General features: G+C 67.4%; 25 protein-coding genes. 12 read left to right on the plus strand and 13 right to left on the minus strand.

What is annotated here, in order from left to right:
- Positions 1–38: 38 nt before the first annotated feature.
- Positions 39–1,871, minus strand: coding sequence for an aminopeptidase P family protein (locus BMZ21_RS23630; RefSeq protein ID WP_091840501.1), 1,833 nt, complete (start codon positions 1,869–1,871; stop codon positions 39–41).
- Between the two features lie 303 nt (positions 1,872–2,174).
- Between BMZ21_RS23630 and BMZ21_RS23635 the strand changes: the two genes are divergently transcribed.
- Positions 2,175–2,420, plus strand: coding sequence for a hypothetical protein (locus BMZ21_RS23635; RefSeq protein ID WP_091840503.1), 246 nt, complete (start codon positions 2,175–2,177; stop codon positions 2,418–2,420).
- A gap of 59 nt (positions 2,421–2,479) precedes the next feature.
- Positions 2,480–2,608, plus strand: a complete 129-nt coding sequence (locus tag BMZ21_RS31020; RefSeq protein WP_280141490.1) for a hypothetical protein — start codon at positions 2,480–2,482, stop codon at positions 2,606–2,608.
- A 47-nt stretch (positions 2,609–2,655) separates the two neighbouring features.
- Here BMZ21_RS31020 and BMZ21_RS23640 read toward each other — a convergent pair whose 3' ends face one another.
- The gene (locus BMZ21_RS23640; RefSeq protein ID WP_091840506.1) at positions 2,656–3,603 is read right to left on the minus strand and encodes a 50S ribosomal protein L11 methyltransferase; all 948 of its coding nucleotides are present in this window, start codon (positions 3,601–3,603) and stop codon (positions 2,656–2,658) included.
- A 112-nt stretch (positions 3,604–3,715) separates the two neighbouring features.
- Between BMZ21_RS23640 and BMZ21_RS23645 the strand changes: the two genes are divergently transcribed.
- Entirely contained in the window at positions 3,716–4,108 is a 393-nt protein-coding gene (locus tag BMZ21_RS23645; RefSeq protein ID WP_091840509.1) for a VOC family protein, read from the plus strand.
- Between the two features lie 85 nt (positions 4,109–4,193).
- On the opposite strand, the gene BMZ21_RS23650 is transcribed toward BMZ21_RS23645, so the two are convergent.
- Positions 4,194–4,949 (minus strand): SDR family oxidoreductase, encoded by a 756-nt coding sequence (locus BMZ21_RS23650; protein WP_091840512.1) that lies wholly within the window; start codon positions 4,947–4,949, stop codon positions 4,194–4,196.
- A gap of 124 nt (positions 4,950–5,073) precedes the next feature.
- Here BMZ21_RS23650 and BMZ21_RS23655 point away from each other — a divergent pair, with 124 nt between their 5' ends.
- The gene (locus tag BMZ21_RS23655) at positions 5,074–5,469 is read left to right on the plus strand and encodes a winged helix-turn-helix transcriptional regulator (protein WP_244543479.1); all 396 of its coding nucleotides are present in this window, start codon (positions 5,074–5,076) and stop codon (positions 5,467–5,469) included.
- A 137-nt stretch (positions 5,470–5,606) separates the two neighbouring features.
- Here the strand turns inward: BMZ21_RS23655 and BMZ21_RS23660 are convergent, their stop codons facing one another.
- The 5 genes from BMZ21_RS23660 to BMZ21_RS23675 form a co-directional block, all read right to left on the minus strand.
- On the minus strand, positions 5,607–5,903 hold the full coding sequence (locus BMZ21_RS23660; protein WP_091840517.1) for a type II toxin-antitoxin system HicB family antitoxin: 297 nt from the start codon (positions 5,901–5,903) through the stop codon (positions 5,607–5,609).
- A 1-nt stretch (position 5,904) separates the two neighbouring features.
- Positions 5,905–6,201: a type II toxin-antitoxin system HicB family antitoxin gene (locus BMZ21_RS23665; RefSeq protein WP_091840520.1), complete on the minus strand. Its 297-nt coding sequence runs from the start codon at positions 6,199–6,201 to the stop codon at positions 5,905–5,907.
- Positions 6,202–6,213: 12 nt separating this feature from the next.
- Entirely contained in the window at positions 6,214–6,408 is a 195-nt protein-coding gene (locus BMZ21_RS23670) for a type II toxin-antitoxin system HicA family toxin (RefSeq protein ID WP_091840523.1), read from the minus strand.
- Positions 6,409–6,441: 33 nt separating this feature from the next.
- Positions 6,442–6,858, minus strand: a complete 417-nt coding sequence (locus BMZ21_RS30055) for a hypothetical protein (protein WP_143079779.1) — start codon at positions 6,856–6,858, stop codon at positions 6,442–6,444.
- Between the two features lie 100 nt (positions 6,859–6,958).
- The gene (locus tag BMZ21_RS23675) at positions 6,959–9,334 is read right to left on the minus strand and encodes a UvrD-helicase domain-containing protein (protein WP_091840526.1); all 2,376 of its coding nucleotides are present in this window, start codon (positions 9,332–9,334) and stop codon (positions 6,959–6,961) included.
- 108 nt (positions 9,335–9,442) lie between these two features.
- Here BMZ21_RS23675 and BMZ21_RS23680 point away from each other — a divergent pair, with 108 nt between their 5' ends.
- Together BMZ21_RS23680 and BMZ21_RS23685 are read left to right on the plus strand one after the other, a co-directional pair.
- The gene (locus BMZ21_RS23680; protein ID WP_091840529.1) at positions 9,443–11,095 is read left to right on the plus strand and encodes an acyl-CoA dehydrogenase family protein; all 1,653 of its coding nucleotides are present in this window, start codon (positions 9,443–9,445) and stop codon (positions 11,093–11,095) included.
- Positions 11,096–11,172: 77 nt separating this feature from the next.
- Positions 11,173–13,242 carry a PAS domain-containing protein gene (locus tag BMZ21_RS23685; protein WP_244543980.1) on the plus strand — a complete coding sequence of 690 codons (2,070 nt, stop codon included), beginning with the start codon at positions 11,173–11,175 and terminating at the stop codon, positions 13,240–13,242.
- Positions 13,243–13,260: 18 nt separating this feature from the next.
- On the opposite strand, the gene msrB is transcribed toward BMZ21_RS23685, so the two are convergent.
- Positions 13,261–13,692 (minus strand): peptide-methionine (R)-S-oxide reductase MsrB, encoded by a 432-nt coding sequence (gene msrB / locus BMZ21_RS23690; RefSeq protein ID WP_244543987.1) that lies wholly within the window; start codon positions 13,690–13,692, stop codon positions 13,261–13,263.
- A gap of 283 nt (positions 13,693–13,975) precedes the next feature.
- Between msrB and BMZ21_RS23695 the strand changes: the two genes are divergently transcribed.
- Genes BMZ21_RS23695 through BMZ21_RS23705 form a run of 3 tightly spaced genes read left to right on the plus strand, consistent with a single transcriptional unit; the run spans position 13,976 to position 16,736 of the window.
- Entirely contained in the window at positions 13,976–15,226 is a 1,251-nt protein-coding gene (locus tag BMZ21_RS23695) for a BtaA family protein (protein WP_208862361.1), read from the plus strand.
- On the plus strand, positions 15,223–15,888 hold the full coding sequence (locus tag BMZ21_RS23700) for a class I SAM-dependent methyltransferase (protein WP_425285470.1): 666 nt from the start codon (positions 15,223–15,225) through the stop codon (positions 15,886–15,888). Before BMZ21_RS23695 ends, BMZ21_RS23700 begins: the two co-directional genes overlap by 4 nt.
- 47 nt (positions 15,889–15,935) lie before the next feature.
- Entirely contained in the window at positions 15,936–16,736 is an 801-nt protein-coding gene (locus BMZ21_RS23705; protein WP_091840534.1) for an ion channel, read from the plus strand.
- A 14-nt stretch (positions 16,737–16,750) separates the two neighbouring features.
- Here BMZ21_RS23705 and BMZ21_RS23710 read toward each other — a convergent pair whose 3' ends face one another.
- Positions 16,751–17,317, minus strand: a complete 567-nt coding sequence (locus tag BMZ21_RS23710; protein WP_091840537.1) for a thioesterase family protein — start codon at positions 17,315–17,317, stop codon at positions 16,751–16,753.
- Between the two features lie 146 nt (positions 17,318–17,463).
- On the opposite strand from BMZ21_RS23710, the gene BMZ21_RS23715 reads away from it, so the two are divergent.
- Positions 17,464–18,903 (plus strand): FAD-linked oxidase C-terminal domain-containing protein, encoded by a 1,440-nt coding sequence (locus BMZ21_RS23715; RefSeq protein ID WP_244543981.1) that lies wholly within the window; start codon positions 17,464–17,466, stop codon positions 18,901–18,903.
- A 96-nt stretch (positions 18,904–18,999) separates the two neighbouring features.
- On the plus strand, positions 19,000–22,752 hold the full coding sequence (locus BMZ21_RS23720; RefSeq protein ID WP_091840539.1) for an AsmA family protein: 3,753 nt from the start codon (positions 19,000–19,002) through the stop codon (positions 22,750–22,752).
- A gap of 256 nt (positions 22,753–23,008) precedes the next feature.
- On the opposite strand, the gene BMZ21_RS23725 is transcribed toward BMZ21_RS23720, so the two are convergent.
- Positions 23,009–23,617 carry a LysE/ArgO family amino acid transporter gene (locus BMZ21_RS23725; protein WP_091840542.1) on the minus strand — a complete coding sequence of 203 codons (609 nt, stop codon included), beginning with the start codon at positions 23,615–23,617 and terminating at the stop codon, positions 23,009–23,011.
- A gap of 92 nt (positions 23,618–23,709) precedes the next feature.
- On the opposite strand from BMZ21_RS23725, the gene BMZ21_RS23730 reads away from it, so the two are divergent.
- Entirely contained in the window at positions 23,710–24,618 is a 909-nt protein-coding gene (locus tag BMZ21_RS23730) for a LysR family transcriptional regulator ArgP (RefSeq protein ID WP_091840544.1), read from the plus strand.
- On the opposite strand, the gene BMZ21_RS23735 is transcribed toward BMZ21_RS23730, so the two are convergent.
- Together BMZ21_RS23735 and BMZ21_RS23740 are read right to left on the minus strand one after the other, a co-directional pair.
- Entirely contained in the window at positions 24,602–24,844 is a 243-nt protein-coding gene (locus tag BMZ21_RS23735) for a ribbon-helix-helix domain-containing protein (protein WP_091840547.1), read from the minus strand. The two genes, BMZ21_RS23730 and BMZ21_RS23735, sit on opposite strands and share 17 nt — an antisense overlap.
- A 10-nt stretch (positions 24,845–24,854) precedes the next feature.
- Entirely contained in the window at positions 24,855–25,055 is a 201-nt protein-coding gene (locus BMZ21_RS23740) for a DUF4169 family protein (protein WP_091840549.1), read from the minus strand.
- Position 25,056: the final 1 nt, after the last annotated feature.

The raw sequence follows: 25,056 nt of genomic DNA on the forward strand, positions 1-25,056 counted from the left end.
GCCGGACCTTCTCCCCCGAGGGGAGAAGGAGGCTCTCCTCACAGCGGCAAACACGCCTGCTCCAGCCAGGCCTTAGCCTCGCCCTCGACCAGTGGCGCGAGATTGCTCCAGACCTGGGCGTGATAGGCGTTGATCCAGGCGATCTCGCCCTCGTCGAGCAGCGAGAGGTCGATCAGCGCCTGCTCGTAGGGGCACCAGGTCACCGTCTCGAAGCCGTACATGGTGCGCTCGGCGCCGGGGATCTGGCGCTCCTCGACCACGATCAGGTTCTCGATGCGGATGCCGTAGGCGCCTTCCTTGTAGTAGCCGGGCTCGTTCGAGAGGATCATGCCGGGTTCGAGCGGGGTGGTGCCGAGCTTGGAGAGGCGCTGCGGCCCCTCATGCACCGAGAGATAGCTGCCGACGCCATGGCCGGTGCCGTGGTCGAAATCGAGCCCGGCCTGCCAGAGCGGGGCGCGGGCGAAGGCGTCGAGCTGGGCGCCCGAGGTGCCCTTCGGGAAGACGGCCCGTGAGATGGCGAGATGGCCCTTGAGCACGCGTGTGTAGCGGTCGCGCATCTCGGCGCTCGGCTCCCCGACGACAAGCGTGCGGGTGATGTCGGTGGTGCCGTCCTCGTACTGACCGCCGGAATCGACCAGGAAGATGCCGGGCTCGATCCTGCGATTGCTCGATTCGGTGACGCGGTAATGCGGCAGCGCCGCGTTTGGGCCGGCGCCGGCGATGGTGGTGAAGGAGACATCGCGCAGTTCGCCGGTCTTCAGCCGCTCGGCCTCCAGCGCAGCGACGGCATCGATCTCGGTCAGGCCGCCCTTGGGCGCTTCGCGCGCCAGCCAGGACAGGAAGCGGACGATGGCGGCGCCGTCGCGCAGATGGGCCCGGCGGCTGCCGTTCAGCTCCGCCTCGTTCTTTTTCGCCTTCATCAGGGCGATCGGATCGGCGCCGGCGTCCGGCGTGCCGCCGGAATCCCGGATCAGCGTGGCGAGGGCATACGCCGCCGTGCTCGAATCGAGCCGCACCTTCGCCTTGGCGGAGCCGAGCGCCCTGAGCTGCTGTTCCAGCGCCTGCGGCGGGGCGATCTCGCCGAGCGCGCCGATGGCGTCGCCGGCCTCGTTGGTGATCTTCTCCGGCGCCAGGAAGACAGTCGGACGGCCCTCGCGCGGCACGATGGCGTAGCCGAGCGGCAACGGCGTGTGCTCGACATCGCCGCCGCGGATGTTGAACGTCCAGGCCAGCGCGTGCGGATCAGACAGCACGAGCGCGTCGACCTTGGCCTTGGCGAGCTCCTCCTGGATGCGGGCGAGCTTGCTGGCAGCACTTTCGCCGGCATAGGCGGCCGGATGCGCCTTGACCGGGGCGGTCGGCGGGGCCGGGCGGTCGCTCCAGAGCGCGTCGATCGGGTTCGGCGTCACCGCGACCAGCGTGCCGCCAGCGCCTGCGACCGCCTTCTCCAGTTTCGCGACGCCGTCGACGGTGTGGAGCCAGGGATCGTAGCCGAGCTTGCCGCCGGCCGGCAGATTGGCCTCGACCCATTTGTCGAGAGGGTTCTCCTCCATCTTCGTCGGGGTCACGACATTCGTGTCGGTCTGGTCAGCGGACTGGATGGTGTAGCGGCCGTCGACGATGAGCGCCGCCTTGTCCGCGAGCACGACGGCATTGCCGGCCGAGCCGGTGAAGCCGGTGAGCCAGGCGAGGCGCGCCATATGGGCGGGGACGTACTCGCCCTGGTGCTCGTCGGCACGCGGGACGATGAAGCCGTCGAGGCCCTGCTTCGCCAAAGCGGTGCGCAAGGCCGCGACGCGGGGGGCAACCTGCGACGGATCGCTCGGTTCGGAAAAGGACTGGAAGCGGCAGGCGGCGCGGGAATCGGTCATGTCTGGCTCGGCAAGGCGGGATTTACGGCACATTCGCCTCCTCGTGCATGAAAGGCCAGCGCAAAACTGCCGTTTCGACCCTGCTTTCGCAGCAGGCTCGCACTGACTCCAAATTGAGCGATCTGCCGTTTGGTTATGCGATCTGCGCAGTCGTTAACGGATTTCGTTTTTCGTCATGCGTTTTTTGCATGTTGTGCATATGCGAACATATCTTCTCGCAAGTGCGAAGACGGCCCACTTTAGTCGCATAAGAGAACGAGGAAGCGACCGGGACTGTCCTTCGTGATCTCGAGGAGAGACCCTATGACCTATGTGCTGAATTCCACTGACGTCCTTCCGGCCGCGACCCGCGCCGAGACGACGGAGACCAAGACCGCCGGCCAGGGCTTCTGGCAGCGCCTCTATGCGGCAATGATCGAGAGCCGCCGTCGTTCTGCCATGCGCGAGCTGCGCGCCCATAGCTATCTGGTGCGCGAGAGCGAGCTGGTACTCGGCGGCTTTCCGGCGACGACGCTGACAAGCGACGCCGAGCTGCCTTTCAACCGCTGACCGTCAAGCGCCGCTGGCCGCGAACCGCGCCGCGCGCTTCAAACCAAGGAACCAAGACCATGATCGCCATGATCAAGCATGCCTACGACTCGATCGTCGACGCCGCCAAGTTCGCCGCCGCGGTCTGGCACGACGCCCGCGCCATGCAGGCGCAGGCCGAAGAGAAGTACGGCCACCTCGGCTTCTGAGCAGTCACGGCGGCGAAACCAGCCGCCGTCTCTTCGAAGTGTAGGGCCTAGTAGAGGCGGCGCGGCCTGGGGGCTGCGCCGCCTCTTTTCATGACCAGCGTCGCCCAGCCCTCGCGCGAGGAGCGCCTGGCCAGCGCCAGCCCCTGATGGCGATAAGCCGAGACCACGCCGGCGACGTCCATCTCCAGCAGCCCCGAGAGGATCACAGTGCCGTCGTCGGACAAAGCGCGGGCGATCGTGGGCGCCAGCTTGCGCAGCGGGCCGGCGAGGATGTTGGCGAAGATCAGGTCGAAATGGCGTGGCCGGTCCGCCTTGGCGTGGCGCAGGCCGGGCGCGACATAAAGGTCGAGCGCCTGCGGGGCGTGGTTGACCCTCGCATTGTGGGCCGAGACCTCGATCGCGATCGCGTCGATGTCGCCGGCGACGACCTTGCGCTTGACCTGCTTGGCGAGCGCCAGCGCCAGGATGCCGGTGCCGGTGCCGACATCGATGGCGTTGCGGGGCCGGCGCTTCTTCAGCTCGGCGTCGAGCGCCAGCAGGCAGCCGGCGGTGGTGCCGTGATGGCCGGTGCCGAAGGCGAGTGCCGCTGCGATCTCGATCGCGACATCGTTGACCTTCACCGCGTCGCGGTCATGCGAGCCATGGACGAGGACGCGGCCGGCGCGCACCGGCTGCAGGCCCTCCAGGCTGGCCGCGACCCAATCCTTCTGATTGACCGTGGTGAAGGGGGTGGCATCGATGCTGTCGCCGACGATGGGGCGGAGCATGTCGCGCACCGCCTCCTCGTCCGGATGGGTGGCGAAATAGATCTCGACCTTCCAGGGCGCATTCAGCGACAGGGTGGTGACGCCGCTCTCGACCTCGAAGGCGGAGACGGCCGTCTCCGTGGGGTCGAAGACCTCGCCAAGGAGCTCGGTCAAGGCACGCGCCTTGTCGCCGCTGGTTTCGAGTTCGAGGACGGTCGCGACCGTCGAGGGGAGGAGGCCTTCGCGCATTGGCGCGGCTTAGCAGGGGGCGAGGCCGATGTCATGCACCGTGACGCAACCTGCTTGGCAGGGACATGATCTCCCCTAAGCTGACTTTTTTCGCCGTTAGGGAAGGTCAGCCATGTTGTCGCATGTCAGCGTCGGGACCAAAGCGTTCGAACCGGCCTTCGCCTTCTACGAGGCGCTGTTTTCCGAGCTCGGCCATAAGCTGCGTTTCTGCGATCGCGAGAAGCCCTGGGCCGCCTGGCAGCAGCAGGCCGGCGGCCGGCCGCTCTTCCTTCTGTCGGCGCCCTTCGATGGTGAGGCCGCGAGTGCCGGCAATGGCCAGATGATCGCCCTTCTGGCCGGTGACCGCGCGAGCGTCGATCGCTGCTATTCCACCGCGCTGGCGCGCGGCGGAAGCTGCGAGGGCCCGCCCGGCCTGCGGCCGCACTACCATCCCAACTATTATGGCGCCTATTTTCGCGATCCGGATGGCAACAAGCTGTGTGTCTGCTGTCACGAGGCAGAATAGCGGGGGAGGCGAACGGCGAAGCAATCGGGGAGCATCGAAGAGGCTCAGGATCGCTTCGCCTGTGCCGGCAGTTGGTGGCCGGCGTTCAGCCGTGCTGGGCGGCGAGCTGGGCGAAGATCGCTCCGAGCTGGCCGTTCTCGGCGGCAAAGCGCAGCGGTTTGCAGCGCTCGACGATGATCTCGCCGGAGGCTGGGGCACTTTCGAGCAGCGTCATGACTTCGCTGGTGAACTCGGCCAGCGGCATTGCTGCGGGGTCGACCGCCTGCTGCGGGCCGAGCAGTTCGGTCTGTACGTAGGGCGGAGCGATCTCGATGACCTCGACCGAGGTCGCCTTGAGCTGCTCGCGCAGCGCCATCGACCAGGAGTGGATCGCAGCCTTTGTCGCGCTGTAGGTCGGCGTCGACGCCAGCGGCACGAAGGCGAGGCCGGAGGAGACGGTCAGGATCGCCGCCCGCTCCTGCTTCAGCAGATGCGGCAGCAGGGCGGCGGTGAGCCGGATCGGTCCGAGCAGATTGGTCGCGATCGTGTCCTCGGCGGTGGCGAGGAAGTCGCCGGCCGCGACCTTTTCGCTGCGCATGATGCCGGCATTGTGGATGACGACGTTGAGCGCCGGGAAGCTCTCGACCGCCTGCCCGGCGAAGGCCGCGACATCGTCCTTGTCCTGGATGTCGAGCAGTAGGGCTTCCATGCCCGGATTGGCTGAGGTCACCTCATGAAGGAGCTGCTCGCGCCGGCCGGCGATGACGACCTGGTTGCCGGCCTTGTGCAGGGCCTCGGCCAGTGCGCGGCCGATGCCGGAGCCGCCGCCGGTGATGAGGATGGTGTTGCCGGTGATGTTCATCGCAAATCCCTTTCCTGGTTGCGACACATCAGCTGGCGTCGATACTCTTCAACGGTAAGAAGGCTCCCGAAAGTTCGATACGCACCAAAAGGAGAGTGTCGCAATGCATGCGATCCGTGAGGCGATGGCGGCGATGCACAAGCGCAGCGAGGAGATACCGCCGGTCTCGAAAGCGGTGGAGTCGCTGGTGCGCCAGGTGATTGCGCAGGTTGCCGACAAGTGGACGATGCTGGTGCTGGAAGCGCTGGAGGAGCACGGCACGCTGCGCTTCACCGAATGCGGGCGCATCGTCGGCGGCATCAGCCAGAAGATGCTGACCAAGACGCTGCGCGAGATGGAGCGCGACGGGCTGGTGGTGCGCACCGTCCACCCGGTGATCCCGCCGCATGTCGACTACACGCTGACCGAGCTCGGCCGCGAGCTCAGCGCAGCCTTCTGCGGAGTCTGGACCTGGGCCGAGACCTATCATGCCGAAGTCTCGGCGGCGCGGCGGGCCTTTCGGGAGCGGGAGGAGGGGTAGGGGGCTCTTGCTCCAAATGCCGCCTGTTCCGTCATGGTCGGGCTTGCCCCGACCATCCACGTCTTCGTTCGGGTGTCGCGGTGTTCGAGACGTGGATGCTCGCTACAAGGGCGAGCATGACGGCGAGGTTCTGGCGCCTATTCCGCCGCTGGCTGGAAGGCCATGCTCGGTGCTGGAATGAGCGCTATGGCATGAGCCGCCATATCGGCTGCCGTCTCGGGATCGGCCTTCAATTCACTGGGTGCGCGAGCGCGCGGGACCGTCTTGCCGTCCTCGACCATCGACTCGATCCAGAGCGCGAGCGCCTCGGGCGCATTCGCCATGGCCTCGTCCAGCGTATCGCCGGCCGAGAAGCAGCCGGGCAGATCCGGAAACCAGACGCCGACGGCGTGGTCGGGACCGGCGTCCTCGATGATGGCGACGTAGTAGGTCAATTCACTCGGCGCCCATGGGCGCGCGTGCGCGATCAAAAGGAACCGCCATAAGGATCGCATCCTTAGATGCTTCAATGAACTCTGGATCATCACGCAGTTCGTCGATCGTGCGCGGTTCCGGGAATTCCGAGGCTGTATCCTCGGTCCAGCTTTCAGCGGCAAACTCCAAGACTTCGCGCGCCTGTCGAAAAGCGTCGTCGAGTGTGTCGCCGGCAGTGAACACGCCCTTCACATCCGGAAAGAACACACCGAAGCAGGATGTCTCGTCCTTATGGACGACCGCAATGTAATGCTGCATCGCGACCTTCGTTCAATCCCGTTCCCAGCCCGCATCCTTGTATATCGCATGAACCGTCCCGATGGGAATGTCCCGCCGCGGATGGGTGACTACGACCATGCGCTTCGTCGTCTCATGCACGAATTTCTGATGCGAGCCGCGAACACTCTTCAGAACGAAGCCCTCGCGCTTGAGGCGGCGAATGATGTCGGCGCTATTGTTCAGCATCGAGCACCTCGGAGCCGGGGCCGCTCTGAATTGTCACGCTTTTACCTTCAGCTCCGAAAGCGATTGGAATTCAGCGTCACCGGGGCGCTTCACTTGCCATAGTACCCAGCCGTCAAGACGTGTCTTTCGGCCACTTTTGGTGATCGCTACTCCGCTTGCTGCACCGGATGGGCTATCAAAACGAATGTTCTCGACGAGCCAAGAACCGTTATCGATCAATCCAACATAGTGCTTGCCGTTATATGACATGCTGACTTGTGTGCCATGAGGCAGCGATACACCTTTCCCTGACCAACCTCGGCCTGTCGATCCCTTGGGGAGTACGATTTGCTGGTCAATATTTAGAAGGCGTCTGAGGACGTCATTTGGTGTGTCGTCGAAGCTCTTTCGTTCCGTTTCGATTTTGCGATGAACATCGAAGTCGATCTCAATTGTCCGCATCGCGCACATGCGAGCTCTCTCCAGTTGATACGGAGAGGTTACGGTAGTGATTTTGCAGTTTCAAGCGAAAAAAGTTTTTTGAGCTTTTTGAGGGATCGGCTTGCGGGTCTCACCCCGCCTTCTGCACGAACGAGTCCAGCACCATCTTCCTACCGGCCTTGTCGAAATCGACGGTCAGCTTGTTGCCGTCGACGCTGGCGACCGAGCCGGGGCCGAACTTGACGTGGAAGACGCGGGCGCCGGGGTCGAAGGCCGAGGTTCCCGTCGACTTTGCCGTCAGCTCACCCTCGATCAGCACCGGGCCACGCTGGCGGCCGCCGCCTGATCCGAAGCCGCGCTGGCCGGCTTCGGAGAAGCCGGAGCTGTTGCCGCCGGAGCCGAACTTCGCCTTGTTCTCCTGGGCGCGCTGCCAGCCCGGCGTCTGGTAGGAGGAGCCGAAGCTCTCCATGCGCTCGAAGCGCGAGGCGCCGTAGCCGCCCTGGCCGTAGGCCGTGGGCGCCTGGACGACCTCGACATGGTCCTCCGGCAATTCGTCGATGAAGCGCGAGGGCAGGCTCGACTGCCAGAGGCCGTGGATGCGGCGGTTCGAGGCGAAATAGAGCTTGAGGCGCTTGCGGGCGCGGGTCAGGCCGACATGGGCGAGGCGGCGCTCCTCTTCGAGGCCGGCGCGGCCGTTCTCGTCGAGGGCGCGCTGGCTCGGGAACAGCCCTTCCTCCCAGCCGGGCAGGAAGACGGTGTCGAATTCCAGCCCCTTGGCGGCGTGCAGCGTCATGATCGAGACGCGGGCGCCGCCATCGCCGCTGTCGGCGTCCATCACCAGCGAGACGTGTTCGAGGAAGGACGGCAAATCGGGGAACTCGTCGAGCGAGCGCACCAGCTCCTTGAGGTTTTCCAGGCGCCCGGCGGCGTCGGCCGAGCGGTCCTTCTGCCACATCTCGGTGTAGCCGCTCTCCTCCAGCACCAGCTCGGCGAGTTCGCCCTGCTGCATGCTCTCGGCGCGTCCCGACCAGCGGGCGAAGGCCTCGACCAGCTCACGCAGGGCGGTGCGGGCCTTGGGCTTCAGTTCCTCGGTCTCGACCACCGCCCGGGCCGACTGCATCAGCGAGAAGCCGGTGGCGCGGGCATGGTTGTGCAGCAGCTGGATGGTGGCGTCGCCGAGGCCGCGCTTGGGCACGTTGACGATGCGCTCGAAAGCGAGGTCGTCGGTCGGGCTCACGACACAGCGCAGATAGGCCATCGCGTCGCGGATCTCGGCGCGCTCGTAGAAGCGCGGGCCGCCGATGACGCGATAGGGCACGCCAACATGGATGAGCCGCTCCTCCATCTCGCGCATCTGCGCGGAGATGCGGACGAGGATCGCCACTTCGGAGAGGTTCTCGCCCTTGGACTGCATCGCCTCGATCTCGTCGGAGATCAGGCGCGCTTCCTCCTGGCTGTCCCAGGCGCCGGTGATGGTGACCTTCTCGCCGGCCTCGTCCTCGGTGCGCAGCGTCTTGCCGAGGCGACCCTCGTTCCGGGCGATCAGCTTGGCGGCGGTGGCGAGGATATGGCCGGTCGAGCGGTAGTTGCGCTCCAGCCGGACCACGGTCGCGCCCGGGAAGTCGTGCTCGAAGCGCAGGATGTTGTCGACCTCGGCGCCGCGCCAGCCATAGATCGACTGGTCGTCGTCGCCGACGCAGGCGATGTTGCGCCGGCCCTGGGCCAGCAGCCGCAGCCAGAGATACTGGGCGACGTTGGTGTCCTGGTACTCGTCGACGAGGATGTAGCGGAAGCGCTCGTGATAGTTCGCCAGCAGCTCCGGATGCTCGCGGAACAGCGTCAGGCAGTGCAGCAGGAGATCGCCGAAATCGACGGCGTTCAGCGTCTTCAGCCGGTCCTGATAGGCGGCGTAGAGCTTGCCGCCCTTGCCGTTGGCGAAGACGCCGGATTCGCCCGGCGGCACGTCCTTGGGCGCGAGGCCGCGATTCTTCCATGAGTCGATGAAGCCGGCCAGCATCCGGCCGGGCCAACGCTTCTCGTCGATCCCCTCGGCCTGGATCACCTGCTTCATCAGGCGGATCTGGTCGTCGGTGTCGAGAATGGTGAAATCGGAGCGCAGGTCGACCAGCTCGGCATGACGGCGCAGCAGCTTGGCCGAGATCGAGTGGAAGGTGCCAAGCCAGGGCATGCCCTCGGCGACCGGGCCGACGAGGTTCGCGACGCGCTCCTTCATCTCGCGCGCCGCCTTATTGGTGAAGGTCACCGAGAGGATCTGCGAGGGATAGGCGCGGCCGGTCGCGATCAGATGAGCGATGCGGGTCGTGAGGACGCGGGTCTTGCCGGTGCCGGCGCCGGCCAGAACCAGCACGGGGCCGTCGGTCGCCTCGACCGCCAGGCGCTGCTCCGGATTGAGCCCCTGCAGATAGCCGGCCGCCGGCTGCGCGGCCGCGCGCGATGCGAGGCCGCCGGGGCGGGGCAGGGGGGCGGAGGTGGTGTGGTCTGACAAGTTGACGCTGCTCGATCGTGATTCGTTCTACGGTCAATATAGGGTGTCGCGCGCGCGATTGCTGGATCAGGATGCAGCCGCGAACAGGATAAGCCGCAGGAGCGACCGATGCCGTCAGCAGGATCAGCGCCGGGGCAGGCCCATCAGGTCACCAACCAGGTGCCGCCGCTGGCCGATTACGACGCCTATGCCGCCGATCCGGTGCTCAGGGCGGCGATCGCGGCCTTCGATGCCGGCTGGGCCGATGAGCGTTTGCACGACGCCGGCCGGACGGTCGGCGCGGCCGAGACGATCGAGATGGCGCGGCTCGCCAACCGGCACGGGCCGGAACTGCGTAGCCATGACCGCTTCGGCAACCGCATCGACCAGATCGAGTTCCACCCGGCCTGGCACGCGCTGATGGCCCGCGCCATCGGCCAGGAGACGCATGCGCTGGCCTGGAACCGGCCGGGGCCGGGCGCGCAGGTGGCGCGGGCCGCCCTGCAATATCTCTGGTATGGTTGCGAGAGCGGCATCTGCTGCCCGATCTCGATGACCTATTCGGCGATCCCGGTGCTGAAGCAGGATCGGGCGCTCTGGGCGCAATGGGGCGGGCTGATCTCGTCGAAGACCTACGACAAGACTCAGGGGCCCGCTCAGGCCAAAGCAGGCGCGACCGTCGGCATGGCGATGACCGAGACGCAAGGCGGCTCGGATCTGCGCCAGACCCAGACCATCGCCTATGACAATCGCGACGGCACCTATTCGCTGCACGGCAGCAAGTGGTTCTTCTCGGTGCCGCATTCCGACGTCTTCCTGACGCTGGCGCGCAACGAGGAGGGCATCTCCTGCTTCGTCGTGCCGGGCTGGCGGCCCGATGGGACACGCAACGGCATCGCGATCCAGCGCCTCAAGGACAAATGCGGCAACCGCTCGAACGCCTCCTGCGAGGTCGAGTTTCGCGGCGCCATCGGCCATATGCTCGGCGACCCCGGCCGGGGGCTGCGCACCGGCCTGTCGATGAACCACAATACGCGGCTCGACATCGCCGCGGCGTCCGCCGGGCTGATGCGGCAGGCGGTGATGCTCGCCGGCCATCACGCCCAGCATCGCACCGCCTTCCAGCGCCTGCTGATCGACCAGCCGATCATGCAGAACGTTCTCGCCGATCTCGCCATCGAGGCGGAGGCAGCGGCCTGGCTCGCCTTCCGGCTCTTCGCCGCGGTCGATCGGCAGGAGCGGTCGGAAAGCGAGAAGCTCTTGGCGCGTATCGGCGCGCCGCTGGCGAAGTACTGGGTGGCGAAGCGCACGCCGGCTGTCGTCGTCGAGGCGCTGGAATGCCATGGCGGCAACGGCTTCATCGAGGAGAACCCGATGGCGCGGCATTATCGCGAGGCGCCGCTGAACTCGGTCTGGGAAGGCTCGGGCAACGTCATCTGCCTCGACGTGCTGCGCTCGCTGGAACGTGAGCCGGGCTCGCTGCAGGCGCTGCGAGCGGAACTGCACACGGTCTCCGGCCAGGACCGGCGCTATGACGCGGCGCTGCAGATGCTGGACAATGACCTCCACGATCTCATCCGGCATGAAGGCCAAGCCCGTCTGCTGACCGAGCGTCTGGCGCTGATGCTACAGGGTGCGCTGCTGATCCGCCATGCGCCGCATGCCGTGGCGGACGCCTTCGTCGCGACGCGGCTTGGCGGGCACTGGTCCGGGCATTTCGGCGACCTGCCGCTGGCGGTCGATGCGGTGACGCTGGCCAGAAGGGCGGTGCCGGAGGTCTGACGGAGGCGGACAGATCGATCTTTCCTCGATTGCGCCCGCGTGCGAAGGAACCAGCCGCCGCCGCCGCGCATTCTGTCGTGTCGGAGCATTCCCGTCTCGACATTTGCGGAACGATCGACGTGCACAGCGACGCCGGCCTCATCGCCCCCATTCTGACGCAGATGTTCGAGCAGGCGCCGACCTTCATGGCGCTGCTGCGCGGGCCGGAACACCGTTTCGATCTCGCCAATCCGAGCTATCTCAGATTGATCGGCGATCGCGAGGTCGTCGGCCGAACCGTGGCGGAGGCGCTGCCGGACGCCGTTGCGCAGGGTGTCGTGGGCATCCTCGACGACGTCTATCGCACCGGCGTGCCCTATACCGCGAACGGCGCGCGCTTCGTGATCCAGGCCGAGCCCGGCGGGCCGACGCAGGAGCGCTTCCTCGATTTCGTCTACCAGCCGCTCCGCGACAGCGATGGCAAGGTCAACGCGATCTTCATCGAGGGGGCCGATGTCACCGAGCGAACCCTGGCGGAACGGGCGCAGCGCGAGAGCGAGGCGCTGTACAAGGGCTTGTTCGACGCCATCGACGAAGGCTTCTGCATCATCGAGTTCTTTGACGGGCCGCACGGTCCCGACAGCGACTACGTCCATATCCAGGCCAATGACGCTTATGAGCGCCATGCCGGCATCTCCAATGTCGTCGGCCAGAAACTGCGCGAAATGGTGCCGGACGAGGCGGACGCCTGGGTCGCGCGCTATGGCGCCGTGCTGCGCACCGGCGAGCCGATCCGCTTCCAGCAGGAGCTGGTCGCGACCGGCCGTTATCTCGAGCTGGCTGCGGTCCGCATCGAGCCGCCGAGCCGCAAGCAGGTCGCCGTCATCTTCCAGGACATCACCGCCCGCCGCCGCGCCGAGACCGCTCTCGCGGAGCTCAATGCGACGCTGGAGCAGGAAGTCGAGAAGCGCTCGGCGGAGTTGATGAAGACCGAGGAAGCCTTGCGCCAGAGCCAGAAGATGGAGGCCGTCGGCCAGCTCACCGGGGGCATCGCCCACGACTTCAACAACATTCTCGCCGGCATCGGCGGCAGCCTGGAAATGGCGCAGGCGCGGATCGCACAGGGCCGGATCGCCGACACCGAGCGTTTCCTCACCGGCGCGAAGAGCGCCGTGCGCCGCGCCGCCAGCCTGACCGAGCGCCTGCTCGCCTTCTCGCGGCGCCAGACGCTCGACCCGAAGCCGGTCGATGTGAATGGGCTGGTCAACGGCATGCTCGACCTGATCGCACGCAGCGTCGGCCCGACGATCGCGATCGAGGCCGTGGGCGCAGCAGGCCTGTGGACGGTCTTCGCCGATGCCGGCCAGCTCGAAAATGCGCTGCTCAATCTGAGCATCAATTCGCGCGACGCCATGCCGGATGGTGGCAAGCTGACGATCGAGACCTCCAACCGCTGGATGGACGAGCGGGCAGCAAAGGCGCGCGACCTGAAGCCGGGGCAATATGTCTCGCTCTGCGTCTCCGATACCGGAACAGGCATGACGCCGGACGTGGTCGAACGGGCCTTCGATCCGTTCTTCACGACCAAGCCGATCGGCCAGGGCACCGGGCTCGGCCTGTCGATGGTCTACGGCTTCGCCGGCCAATCCGGTGGAGCGGCGCGGATCTATTCGGAGCCCGGCAAAGGCACGATGATCTGCATCTATCTGCCGCGCCATATGGGCGAGGTCGTCGAAGCCGGCGAAGCCGCGTCGGATTTCGCTGAGCCTGCGCCGGTCGCCGGCGGCGAGACCGTGCTCGTCGTCGATGACGAGCCGTTGGTGAGGCTGCTCTGCGTCGAGCAATTGGAAGAGCTGGGATATGCCGTGATCGAAGCGGGCGACGGTCCCTCTGCGCTGAAGATCCTCGAGACCAAGCAGCCGATCGACCTGCTCGTCACCGATGTCGGGCTGCCTCGCGGCATGAACGGGCGCCAGCTCGCCGACGCGGCGCGCGTGCACCGCCCGGATCTCGAGGTGCTGTTCGTCACCGGCTATGCCGAGAACGCCGTGCTCAACCACGGCCATCTCGAACCTGGCATGCACATCATGACCAAGCCGTTCGAGATGGAGGTCTTCGCACGCCGCGTCCGCGACCTGATCGACGGGCGCGGGCCGACGAAAGCCTGAGCCGCCGCCGGCAGTCCGTCAGACTTCCGGCGCAAAATCCATCGCCACGCCGTTGATGCAGTAGCGTAGGCCGGTCGGGGGCGGGCCGTCGGGGAAGACATGGCCGAGATGGCCGCCGCAATTGGCGCAGTGCACCTCGACCCGGTGCATGCCGTAGCTGTAGTCCTCGCTCTCCTCGACCGCGCCTTCGAGTGGCTGGTCGAAGCTCGGCCAGCCGGTGCCGCTCTCGAACTTCTTGTGCGATTTGAACAAGGGCTGGCCGCAGCCGACGCAGGAGAACGTGCCGGCGCGCTTCTCGAAGTTCAGCGCGCAGGAGCCGGCCCGCTCTGTGCCGTGGCCGCGCAGCACCCGGTACTGCTCCGGCGTCAGCTTCTCGCGCCATTCGGCGTCGCTGAGCTGGAAGGGGAATTCACGCTCTGCGGGCTTTCCCGTTTTGGCGAACATGTCCATCAGGCCCATGCGAGGCTCCTTTCCGTGCGCTCTTGTTCGATTGTCGCGCAAGATATGGGGATTTGTCTTCCTGATGTCACGGGGGCGCAACGCGAGCTCGTTCACGTCTGCGTTCAATGGCGACGGCGCTCTCCTCCCGCGTCGCTCTGCGTCACCCAACCGTCACGCGACTCCTCTAGAGCCCGCTCCCGCCAGCTTGCACCGCAAGCAGGCGGGGAAAAGCGGTCTCCAGATCAATTTAGAGGCGGATTCGCCATCGCCATGGGCGGAAACGAGGGGCTTCGTGACGCAGACGATCCGCGCGGTGAAGCGCACGACGAACCTCGGGCTGACCAGCGCCGTCCATCGCAGCAAGCCGCTCTCGCGCGCCGGCCTGCTGGAGCGGATGTTCACGCTCGCCTTCTCCGGGCTGGTCTACCCGCAGATCTGGGAGGATCCGGTCGTCGACATGGAGGCACTGGCGCTGCAGCCCGGCGACCATCTCGTCGCGATCGCCTCGGGCTCCTGCAACATCCTATCCTATCTCACCGCCGATCCGGCGAAGATCAGCGCGATCGACCTCAACGGCGCCCATATCGCGCTCGGGCATCTGAAGCTCGCGGCCCTGCGCGAAATCGACGATCATGCGGTCTTCCGCCGCTTCTTCGGGCAGGCGCAGTCCAAGGCCAATGTCGAGACCTATGACCGGCTGATCGCGCCGCGGCTCGACGCCGTCAGCCGCGCCTATTGGGAGGGGCGCAACCTCGCCGGCCAGCGCCGGATCGAGCTCTTCGCCCGCAATTTCTACCGCTACGGCCTGCTCGGCCGCTTCATCGGCACCGGGCACTTCCTCGCCCGCCGGCTCGGCTGCGATCCGCGGGTGATGCTGCAGGCCAAGACGATGCAGGAGCAGCGGGCGCTGTTCGACCGGCATCTGGCGCCGGTTTTCGAGAAGAAGCTCGTGCGCTGGCTGGTGCGCCAGCCGGCCTCGCTCTACGGGCTCGGCATTCCGCCGGCGCAATACAAGGCACTGGCCGCCGATGGCGATGCCGGCATCCGCGCCGTCCTGCGCCACCGGCTGGAGCGGCTGGCCTGCGGCTTCGACCTGAAGACCAACTACTTCGCCTGGCAGGCCTTCGGCCGCGGTTACGGAACCGAGCCGGATGCGGCGGTGCCGCCCTATCTGGAGCAGGGCAATTTCGAGATGGTGAAGGCGCGCGCCGGGCGCGTCTCCTACCATCAGAGCGCGATCACCGCCTTCCTCGAGAAGCAGCCGGCCGAAAGCTGCAACGGCTTCGTGCTGCTCGATGCCCAGGACTGGATGAACGATGCCGATCTGACGGCGCTGTGGACGCAGATCACCCGCAGCGCCGCGCCCGGCGCCCGCGTGATCTTCCGCACCGCGGCCGACGAGCGGCTGCTGCCCGGCCGCGTGCCGGAGGCGATCCTGGCGCAATGGCAGTATCAGGAGGAGCGCAGCCGCGCGCTCGGAGCGCGCGATCGCTCCTCGATCTACGGCGCCTTCCATCTCTATGTCCGCGGAGCGGCTGCGTGAGCGCGGCCGAGGGCAGGGCGGATGCCGCCGGTCTGATGGACCGGATGTATCGTTTTCAGCGGCACATCTACGACGCGACCCGCAAGTTCTATCTGCTCGGCCGCGACGGGCTTATCACCGGCTTGAAGCCACCGCCCGGCGGGGCGGTGCTGGAGATCGGCTGCGGCACCGGCAGGAACCTGATCAAGATCGCGCAGCGCTATCCGCTGACGCGCTGCTACGGGCTCGACGTCTCGGAGGAGATGCTGCGCACCGCTCGCGAGCAGGTGGCGAAGGCGGGGCTGTCCAAGCGCATCGTTCTGGCGCAGGCCGATGCGATCAGTTTCGACCCGCAGGCGCTGTTCGGCCGTGCGGGTTTCGAGCGGGTGGTGATCTCCTATGCGCTCTCGATGATCCCGCCCTGGCGCGCGGCGCTGGCGCAGGCGATGCAAGTGGTGGCGCCGGGCGGCGCGCTGCACATCGTCGATTTCGGCGACCAGGCGCATCTGCCCGGGCCGTTCAGGGCATTGCTGAACCGCTGGCTGGCGCTGTTCCATGTCACGCCGCGGAAAGATCTCGATGCGGTCGTGACCGATCTTTGCGCTGAGGCCGGCACCACCGGCAGCACCACACGGCTGTTCGGCGGCTACAGCGTGCAGGCGGTTGCGACCAGGCCGGCGTAAACGGCGGGGGCTGGACGCAGTCGCCGCCGCGCTGCTACGCCGATCGGATGAGTGCAGCCGCCGATCCAGATGACAGCAGCAATGGCAGTTCCGGGCTGCGTGACCGGCTCCGGCAGCTCTACCACGGCCGGACGCCGGCGGCGCTACGCTTCCAGCTCGCAACGCTGATCGTCGATATCCTGATCATCGGCTTCTTCGTCGCGACGCCGATGCTGCGCGACCGGCCGGAATTTCTTTGGCTCGACTATGCCGTCGCCATCATCGTCGCCGCCGAGATCGCGGCGCGCTTCCTCGCCTCGTCGAACATGCTGCGGCTGATGCGCCAGCCGACCATGCTGCTCGACCTCTTCATCCTGGCGACGCTGCTGGCGCCGCAATGGCTGGAGAATTTCGGCTTCCTGCGCATCTTGAGGCTCTGGTCGCTGTCGCAGCGCGGCCTGATCTGGGCGCAATTGCGCGAAACGCGCTACCGCGACTGGGAGGATGTCGCCAAGGCGCTGGTCAATCTCGCGACCTTCCTCTTCGTCGTCAGCGGCTTCGTCTACACCTTCTTCTTCATGAGCCGGCCCGGGCTGGAGGGCTATGTCGATGCGCTCTATTTCACCGTCACGACGGTGACGACGACCGGCTTCGGCGACATCACCCTGCCGGGCATCGCCGGCAAGCTGACCTCGATCGTGGTGATGATCATCGGCATCTCGCTGTTCGTCCGGCTGGCGCAGGCGGTGTTCCGGCCGCATAAGGTGACCTTCCCCTGTCCGCAATGCGCCCTGCAGCGTCATGAACCAGACGCAGTGCACTGCAAGGCCTGCGGCCACCTGCTGAAGATACCGGACGACGACGAGTAGCTCCGGTTCCGGAGCTAGTGCCGCGTCTCCGTCTCGCGTTCCGCTTCCTGCGCCGGTTCGCCGAGGGTGATCGTGCTCTTCTGCGGCATGCCGATCATCCGGCCGACCGTGGCCGGGCGCGGCATCTGCGCATGCGCCGCCTTCATGATCGCGAGATTGGCGAGGATGTCGGGTGGGAAGGGCGTCACCCTGCGATCGTTCATGTCGACATGCAGAGAGAGGTTCTCTGAGGTCGCCGCGAGCCAGCCCTCGCTGGCATGGCGCATTTCGAGATAATAATGCAGCCGCTTGTCGTCGAAGGCGATGAGCTGCGCGGTGACGCGCACGAGATCGCCTTCCGTCAGCTCGCGCTTGTACAGCACATGGCATTCGGCAGCGAAGAACGAAGCATGCCGGCTCTCGACATAGTCCTGGTTGAGGCCGACCAGCGAGAAGACCTCGTCCACTGCGCGGTCGAACAGAACATGGTAATAGGCCATGTTGAGATGGCCGTTATAGTCGATCCAGTGCGGCTCGACCCGCATCGGGGACGAGACGAAGGGAGCAAAAAACAAAGCGGGCGTGCGAATTTCGTCCGGCATTGGCTCCTCCTTTCGGTCCGTCTCTCGTCGATGCGTAGGCGGCTCTGCACCGCCGGCTCTTGCCGGCTCGGTCGCGGCGCGTGAAAACAACACGAGCCGCTCCTCTCAAGGCCGAACCATTCCAGACTAGGCGAAGTTCTCCAGCCATGACAATGCCTTCTACAGCTTCCGTGCCCCACCATGCTCCTGCTGCAGAGCTGCCGCCATCGCCGCAGGCCGTTGCGGCGCTGACGCAGGCGCTGGCGGCGCTGTTCGGCAACCGGCTCGTGACCAGTCTCGCGGTCCGGCAGCAGCACGGCCATACCCTGACCTGGATCCCGAACCAGCCGCCGGACGCTGTCGTCTACCCTGAGAGCACCGAGGAGGTGGCTTCCATCGTGAAGCTCTGCGCCCAGCATGGCGTTCCGGCGATCGCCTTCGGCACGGGCACTTCGCTGGAGGGCCATGTCAACGCGCCCTTCGGCGGCGTCTGCATCGACATGTCGCAGATGAAGCGGGTCGTCGCGGTCCATGCCGAGGACCTCGACTGCACCGTCGAGCCCGGCATCACCCGCAAGGAGCTGAACGAGCATTTGCGTGACCAGGGTCTGTTCTTCCCGATCGATCCGGGCGCCGACGCCTCGATCGGCGGCATGGCGGCGACGCGCGCCTCCGGCACCAATGCGGTGCGCTACGGCACGATGAAGGACAATGTCATCGCACTGACCGCGGTGATGGCCGACGGTTCGATCGTCAAGACCGCCAGCCGCGCGCGCAAATCCTCGGCCGGCTACGATCTCACCCGCCTGCTGGTCGGCTCGGAAGGCACGCTCGGCATCATCACCGAGGTGACGCTGAAGCTGCATGGTATTCCCGAGGCGATGTCGGCCGGCGTCTGCTCGTTCCCCTCGGTGAAGGCGGCGTGCGATGCGACCATCATGACGATCCAGTCCGGCCTGCCGGTGGCGCGGATCGAGCTGGTCGACGACGTGATGATGCGTGGCGTCAACCTGCACTCCAAGCTCGGGCTGCCGGAAACGACGATGCTGTTCGTCGAGTTCCATGGCTCCGAGGAGGGTGTGAAGGAGCAGGCCGAGCGCTTCGGCGAGATCGCGGCGGAGTTCGGCGGCGGGGCGTTCGACTGGGCGACGAGGCCGGAGGATCGCACGAAGCTGTGGCAGGCACGGCACGACGCCTATTGGGCGGCGCGCGCCCTGCGGCCGGGTGCGGAATCGGTCGCGACCGATGTCTGCGTGCCGATCTCGCGGCTGGCAGAATGTGTCGACGAGACCAAGCGCGACATCGAGGCGTCCGGGCTGATCGCGCCGATTGTCGGGCATGTCGGCGACGGCAATTTCCATACGCAGCCGCTGGTCGACCTTAACGATCCCGACGAGATCGTGCGCTGCGAGGCCTTCATCGACCGGCTGGTCAAGCGGGCACTCGCCATGGAGGGGACCTGCACCGGTGAACACGGCGTCGGCCAGAAGAAGATGAAGTACCTCACGATCGAGCACAGCCCGGCCGCGCTCGCCACCATGCGGCTGATCAAGCGCGCGCTCGATCCGCAGAACATCCTCAATCCCGGCAAGATCATCGCCTTGTGACATTCCGAACGGGGATCATTCGCAAGAATGTCGTGATCCTGCCGCGACTTGCGTGCATGATCGCCCCGTCGACATATCGAGGATCGATGCAAGAGCGTGCGTGAGGCCCTGACCCTACTGGCCGGGCTGCTCGTCGCGGCGTTGCTGGCCGCGCTACTGGGGCCTGGCTTCGTCGACTGGCGCGAGTACAGGCCCCATTTCGAGCGGCGCATCAGCGCTGCGCTCGGCGTGGAGACGCGCGTCGCCGGCGAGATCGGGCTGCGGCTCCTGCCATCGCCACGGCTGGTGCTGGGCCAGGTGCGTCTCGGCTCCAGCGGCAACGCGGCCAGCGCGGCGACCATCGAGACATTGACGGCCGAGCTCGCCCTGGCGCCGCTGGCACGCGGCGAGTTCAGGCTGGTCGAAGCCGAGGCCGACGGGCTGACGCTCAATCTGGTTGCAGACGAGACCGGCGCCATCGCCCTGCCGGCCCGCGAGGGTGCGGGCCTTCCGAGCGAGACGGCCATCGATCGCCTGGCGATCCGCCGCTCGGCCGTGATCTGGCGCGAGCCCGGCAAGGCGGCGCAGACGCTGGCCCCGATCTCCGTCGACGTCTCGGCCGTCGCCCTGCACGGCCCCTGGCGTGTCGAGGGCGAGATCGCCGGCTCGTCCCTGCGCTTCGCCACCGGCGCGATCGAAGCCGATGGGCGGCTGCGGACCAAGGCCTCGGTCACCGGCGAGCAGACGCAATTCGGCTTCGACGGTTCGCTGATCCTGGCTGGTGCAGAGCAGAGCGTTCGGCCGGGACTGGATGGCGGCTTCACGATCGCGCCCGGCGGCGCGGTCGGTCTCGCCGGACGCGTGAGCGGCGATAGCCGGCGTCTCGACTTCTCTAGCCTCGCCATCGAGATCGCCGGCGGAGCCGCGCGGTTGGAGGGCGAGGGCTCGTTCAATCCGGCGGACAGCAAAGGCAGCCTCCAGCTCAAGGCGCGCCGGCTCGATGCCGATGTGCTGACCGAGGCGCTGGCGCAGCGGCCGGGCTATCAGCGCGCCTTGCAGGCACTGCCGGGGCCGGTTGAGCTTTCGCTGGATCTCGACCAGATCGTCTGGCGCGGCGAGGACTTCAGCGGCTTTGCCTTGCGCGGCAAGCTCGATGGCGATGGGCTCGATGCAGGCAGCGCCACGGTCAGGATTGCCAATGCGGTCCTCGAGGCGCGCGGTGCGCTCGACGGCCAGGGCTTCCGCGGCACGGTCGAGGCGAAAGCGCCCGATGCACGCCGGGCGGCGCTGGCGCTGACGCGGCTCGGCGTCGAGGCCGGGCTGGCCGACAGCTTCGCCGCATTGCGCAGCGTCGACGGCACGGCTGCGCTGGACTGGAGCGATGAGCGTCTCGCGATCACCCGCATGACCGCGCGGGCGGGCTCCGGGCCGCGGCTCGAAGGCTCCGGCGCGATCACGCCCGGCCGGCTCGATGCCAAACTGACGGTGAACGGGCTCGACCTTTCGACCCTGCCAGCCGGCGACAGCCTCAACGCGCTCGCCGGGCGGCGCGATCTTTCGCTGGATCTGACACTGAACGGGTTGCGCTACCTTTCGACACCACCGGGCTCGGCCCGGCTCGCGCTGACCCGGCAGGGCAGCGACTGGCGTCTCAGCCGTCTCGCGGTCGATGGCTTCGGTGGCGTCAAGGTCGAGGGCGAGGGGGCACTGTTGCCGGGCGGCGGCGAGATTGCCGGGCGGGTGCGCGCGCCGCGTTTCGCCGCGCTGACGGCGCTGGCCGGTCCGCTGCTGCCGGAAGGCTTCCGGCGCGTGCTGCCGCGGATCGAGGACGGGCTCGCCGGCATCGATGCCAGCTTCAGGCTTGCGCGCGCGCCCAATGGCGAGACCAGCGTCGTGGCGGATGGATCGGCCCAGGCCGGGCGGCTCTCTCTCAATGGCAAGCTCGATGCGACCGGGCAGTGGAGCGGCGGCGATGTGAAGCTCTCGCTCGACGACCGGCGCCGCGCCTTCGCCGCCTTCGGCCTGCCGCGCCCGGCACGCGGCGGCTCGGGCGAGCTTTCGCTCGGCTTCGGGCCGAATGGGCCGGTCGGTTCGCTCGCCGGGCCTGGGCTGATGCTGGTTCTGGAAGGCGCCGGAGGCGGGGCACGGCTCAGCCTGCAGGCCGACGGGCCGGATCAGGTCCTGCCGGACGGGTTGGCGCGGCTGGTTCCGGATGGCGTCCTCGATGCCTCCGGGCGCGTCAGCTTCGGCGATGAGGCCAGGCTCGACGATCTCGTCGTCAATGCCGGCGGCAAGGCCGCACGCGGCGCGCTGAGCTTCTCGGCCGAGCGCGGGATCGGCGGGCGGCTCGATCTCCCCTATATCGCATTGCAGCCCGCGCTCACGGCGGTGATCGGCCAGGCGCAGCCGGTCGCAGGCAGCCAGTGGTCGCCGAGCCGGTTCCAGGGCGCGACAGGGCTCGGCGAGGTCAGGCTGGGTCTTTCCGCCGAGCGGTTCGACCTGACCGATCGCATTGCCCTGGCCAAGGCGCGGCTCGACCTTGCGGCCGGACCGGACGGGCTCGTCCTCGACAATCTCCGTGGCAGCCATGCCGGCGGCGAGGTCAGTGGGCGGCTCACGGCCCGGCGCGAAGGCGGCCTGGCGCAGATCACCGGCAGGCTCGGCCTCACCGGGCTCGACCTGGCCTCGCTGACCAAGGGGGCGCTGACCGGCAAGCTGTCGGGGAGCTTCGAGGCCGGCGGCTCGGGCGAGAGTCCGGCGCGCCTGATCGCGGCGCTTGGCGGCGCCGGCTCGATCAGCGTTGCGGACGCCGGCATAGCGCGCTTCGACCCCGCAGCGATCTCCAAAGTGATCGCCGCGACTGGCGATGACGCGTCCGAAAGCGAGACGGGGCGCCTGCAGGACCGGATCGGCGAAGCGCTGGAGAAGGGGAGCTGGCCGCTGGGCGACGTCACCATCCCGTTCACCCAGGCGGCCGGCGTGCTGCGGGTCTCGCCCGTCTCGATCGAGCGTGCGGGCCTCAGGGCCGACGCGACGGGGCTGGTCGACTGGCGGGCGATGACCGCCGACCTGCGCCTCAACCTGCGCCCGCTCGGTGCGGCGCCGAAGGGCTGGCCGGAGCAGTTGCCGCAGGTCGGCGTCGCCTGGCGCGGGCCGCTCGATGCGCCGCGGCGCGAGACCGATGTCGGCGCATTGTCCAATGTCGTGGCGGCGCGGGCGCTGGCGCGCGAGATCGAGCGGGTCGAGGCGTTCGAGGCGGATCAGCGCGAGCGGGCGATGCATATCCGCCGCCTGCGGGCCGAGCGCGAGCTGCGCGAGAACGAGCGCAAGCTCGCGGAATTCCTGAAGGCCGAGGAGGAGCGCCGGATCGCCGAGGAGAAGCGGGCCGAGGAGGCGCGCAAGGCCGAGGAGGCCAGGCTGGCCGAAGAGGCCCGCAGGGCGGAAGCGGCACGCAAGGCGGAGGAGGCGAGACTCGCCGAAGAAGCCCGCAAGGCCGAGATCGCCCGGCGCGCCGAAGAGGCGAGGCAGGCCGAGGAGGCACGCCGAGCGGAGATCGCCCGCAGGCTGGAAGAGGCGCGCATCGCCGAGGAGGCGCGCAAGGCCGAGATCGCGAAACGCCAGGAGGAACTGCGCAAGGCCGAGGATGAGCGGCGCAAGGCCGAAGCCGAGGAGCGGGCACGACAAGCCGCGATCCGGGCCGCGATCGAGGGCCGACCGGGGCCGATGATCCTGCAGGGCGCGCCGCCTTCCTATATTCCCGGCGATCCGCCGGGCTATGGCAGGCCGCGCGGCGAAGCGCCGCCGCTGCCGCCGCCGCTCGACATCCAGCCGGTGCCGCGGCCGCTGTCGCGCTCGCCGCTGCAGAACTGATTCAAGGCGCTGGGACATTGATTCAAGCGGGTGCGGGGTTGATTCAAGCTTTCTTGGTAAGTCGCTGAGAGTGCGAGATTCTTTGCTCGCCCCTGGCGTCGGCTCTCCATGCGAGCCTCATCCTGAGGAGGCCCGCAGGGCCGTCTCGAAGGATGGTCCAGCTGGTTCCGGAGCCTCGTGAAGCATCCTTCGAGACGCAACCTTCGGCTGCTCCTCAGGATGAGGGCTGAAGGGAAGCGTCAAGGACGAGAGGTCATCAACCACCCCGCAGCAGCTTGAAGGCGATCGCCCACATGGTGGCGGCGACGATGCCGTCGAGGATGCGCCAGGATCTGGGGTCGGCGAAGAGCGGGCGTAGCCAGCGGGCGCCATAGCCGAGCCCGAAGAAGAACAGGAAGGAGGCGGTCATTGCACCCGTGGCGAAGACCAGTTCCTGCCCGGGGAACTGGCTGGCGATGCTGCCGATCAGCAGCACGGTGTCGAGATAGACATGTGGGTTGAGCCAGGTCAGCGCCGCGCAGGTGATCAGGCTGGCCGACAGTGTTGCTCCTCCGGCGGTGCCGACCGCGAGCGCCTCGGATGAGCGCAAGGCCGAGAGCAGGCTGCGCGCCCCATACCAGATCAGGAAAGCGGCGCCGCCATAGCGCAGGGCCGGTTCCAGCATCGGCAGCATCGCCGTCGCCTGCTTCAAGCCGACGACGCCGGCGAGGATCAGGACCGCATCCGACAAGGCGCAGGTGAGGCAGACCGCGAAGACATGCTCGTTACGCAGGCCCTGCCGCAGCACGAAGCTGTTCTGGGCGCCGATGGCGACGATCAAGCTGAGGCCCATGGTGAAGCCGGTGACGTAGACGGAGAAGGGCATGAGCGGCGGTCCCGTTTCGCCGTTCGGCCTAGGCGTCAACGCCGCCTTAGTGTAGTTAAACATCGTTATCTCGATTAAGCAGAGCTAATTCTGTGCTCGATTATCCCGCCCTGCAGGCCGTCTCGCTCGTTGTCAGAACCGGCAGCTTCGACAAGGCGGCGCAGGCGCTGAACGTCACGCCGTCGGCCGTCTCGCAGCGGGTCAAGCAGCTCGAGGAGCGGCTTGGCACGGTGCTGATCATCAGGGGCCAGCCCTGTATCGCGACCGAGCGCGGCGAATGGCTGTGCCGCCATATGGAGCAGGTCGGCCTGCTCGAGGGCGAGCTGATGACGCGGCTGCCGGCCCTGGCCGAGCCGGGGCAGCCGCAGCAGCGTGTCACGCTGCGGGTCGCCGCCAATGCCGACAGCCTCGGAACCTGGTTTCTGGGCGCGGTCGCCGCGTTCACGAACCGGAGCCCGCACCTCCTCGACATCGCCGTCGACGATCAGGAGCACACCGCCGACTGGCTGCGGCAGGGACGGGTGCTTGCCGCCGTCACGGCGCTGGACAAGCCGATCCAGGGCTGCCGGGTGATCCCGCTCGGCTCGCTGCGCTATCTCGCGACGGCAAGCCCGGTGTTCATGGCGCGCCATTTTACCGACGGGGTGACATTGCCCGCGCTGGCGCAGGCACCCTCGCTGGTCTTCAACCAGAAGGATCGCCTGCAGAGCCAATGGATGGAGCTCGCGTTTGGCGAAAGCCCGAGTCATCCCGTGCATTGGGTGCCGTCGACGCAGGGCTTCGTCGAATCGTGCCTGCTCGGCATCGGCTGGAGCGCCAATCCGGAACTGCTGGTGCGGGAGCATCTCGATGCCGGCCGGCTCTGCGAGCTGATGCCCGGCAGGGTGCTGGACACGCCGCTGTTCTGGCAGGTCAACCGGGTCGCGGCCGACAGGCTGGCCGATCTGACGCGCGCCGTGGTCGAAACGGCGCGGCGACTGCTGCTCAGTCCGCGGGTGTGACCTTGGCGGGCTCGGGGCGCCCGCGATAATGCGCCAGCACCCGCAGGCGCAGAGCCGAGGAGAGGTTGAGTTCGCCGCGGCCGGAATCGACCTCGCCCACCAGGCTGGCGATGGGCCGTTTCTCGGCGGCCGCGATCTCCTTCAGTGCATCCCAGAACGGCTCCTCGAGCGAGACGCTGGTGCGGTGGCCGGCGATGGCGAGCGAGCGCTTGCGCAGGCCGCTCATGGTCTGCCGCTCACGCCTTGTCCTCGCCGCCGGGATCGTCGGAGAGGCGATGGCCTTCAAGGCGCCGCTCGGCCAGCGTCTTCTCCGCCTCGGTCAGCTTGCGCTCGGCCTTGGTCCGGCCGAACGCGATCCGGTTCTGCTCGGCCTTTGCCTCGGCGCTCGCACGGTCACGGGCCTTGCGGGCGCGGCGGAGATTGACGATCTCGGCCATG

Source organism: Allobosea lupini (assembly GCF_900109525.1).
GTDB lineage: Bacteria > Pseudomonadota > Alphaproteobacteria > Rhizobiales > Beijerinckiaceae > Allobosea > Allobosea lupini.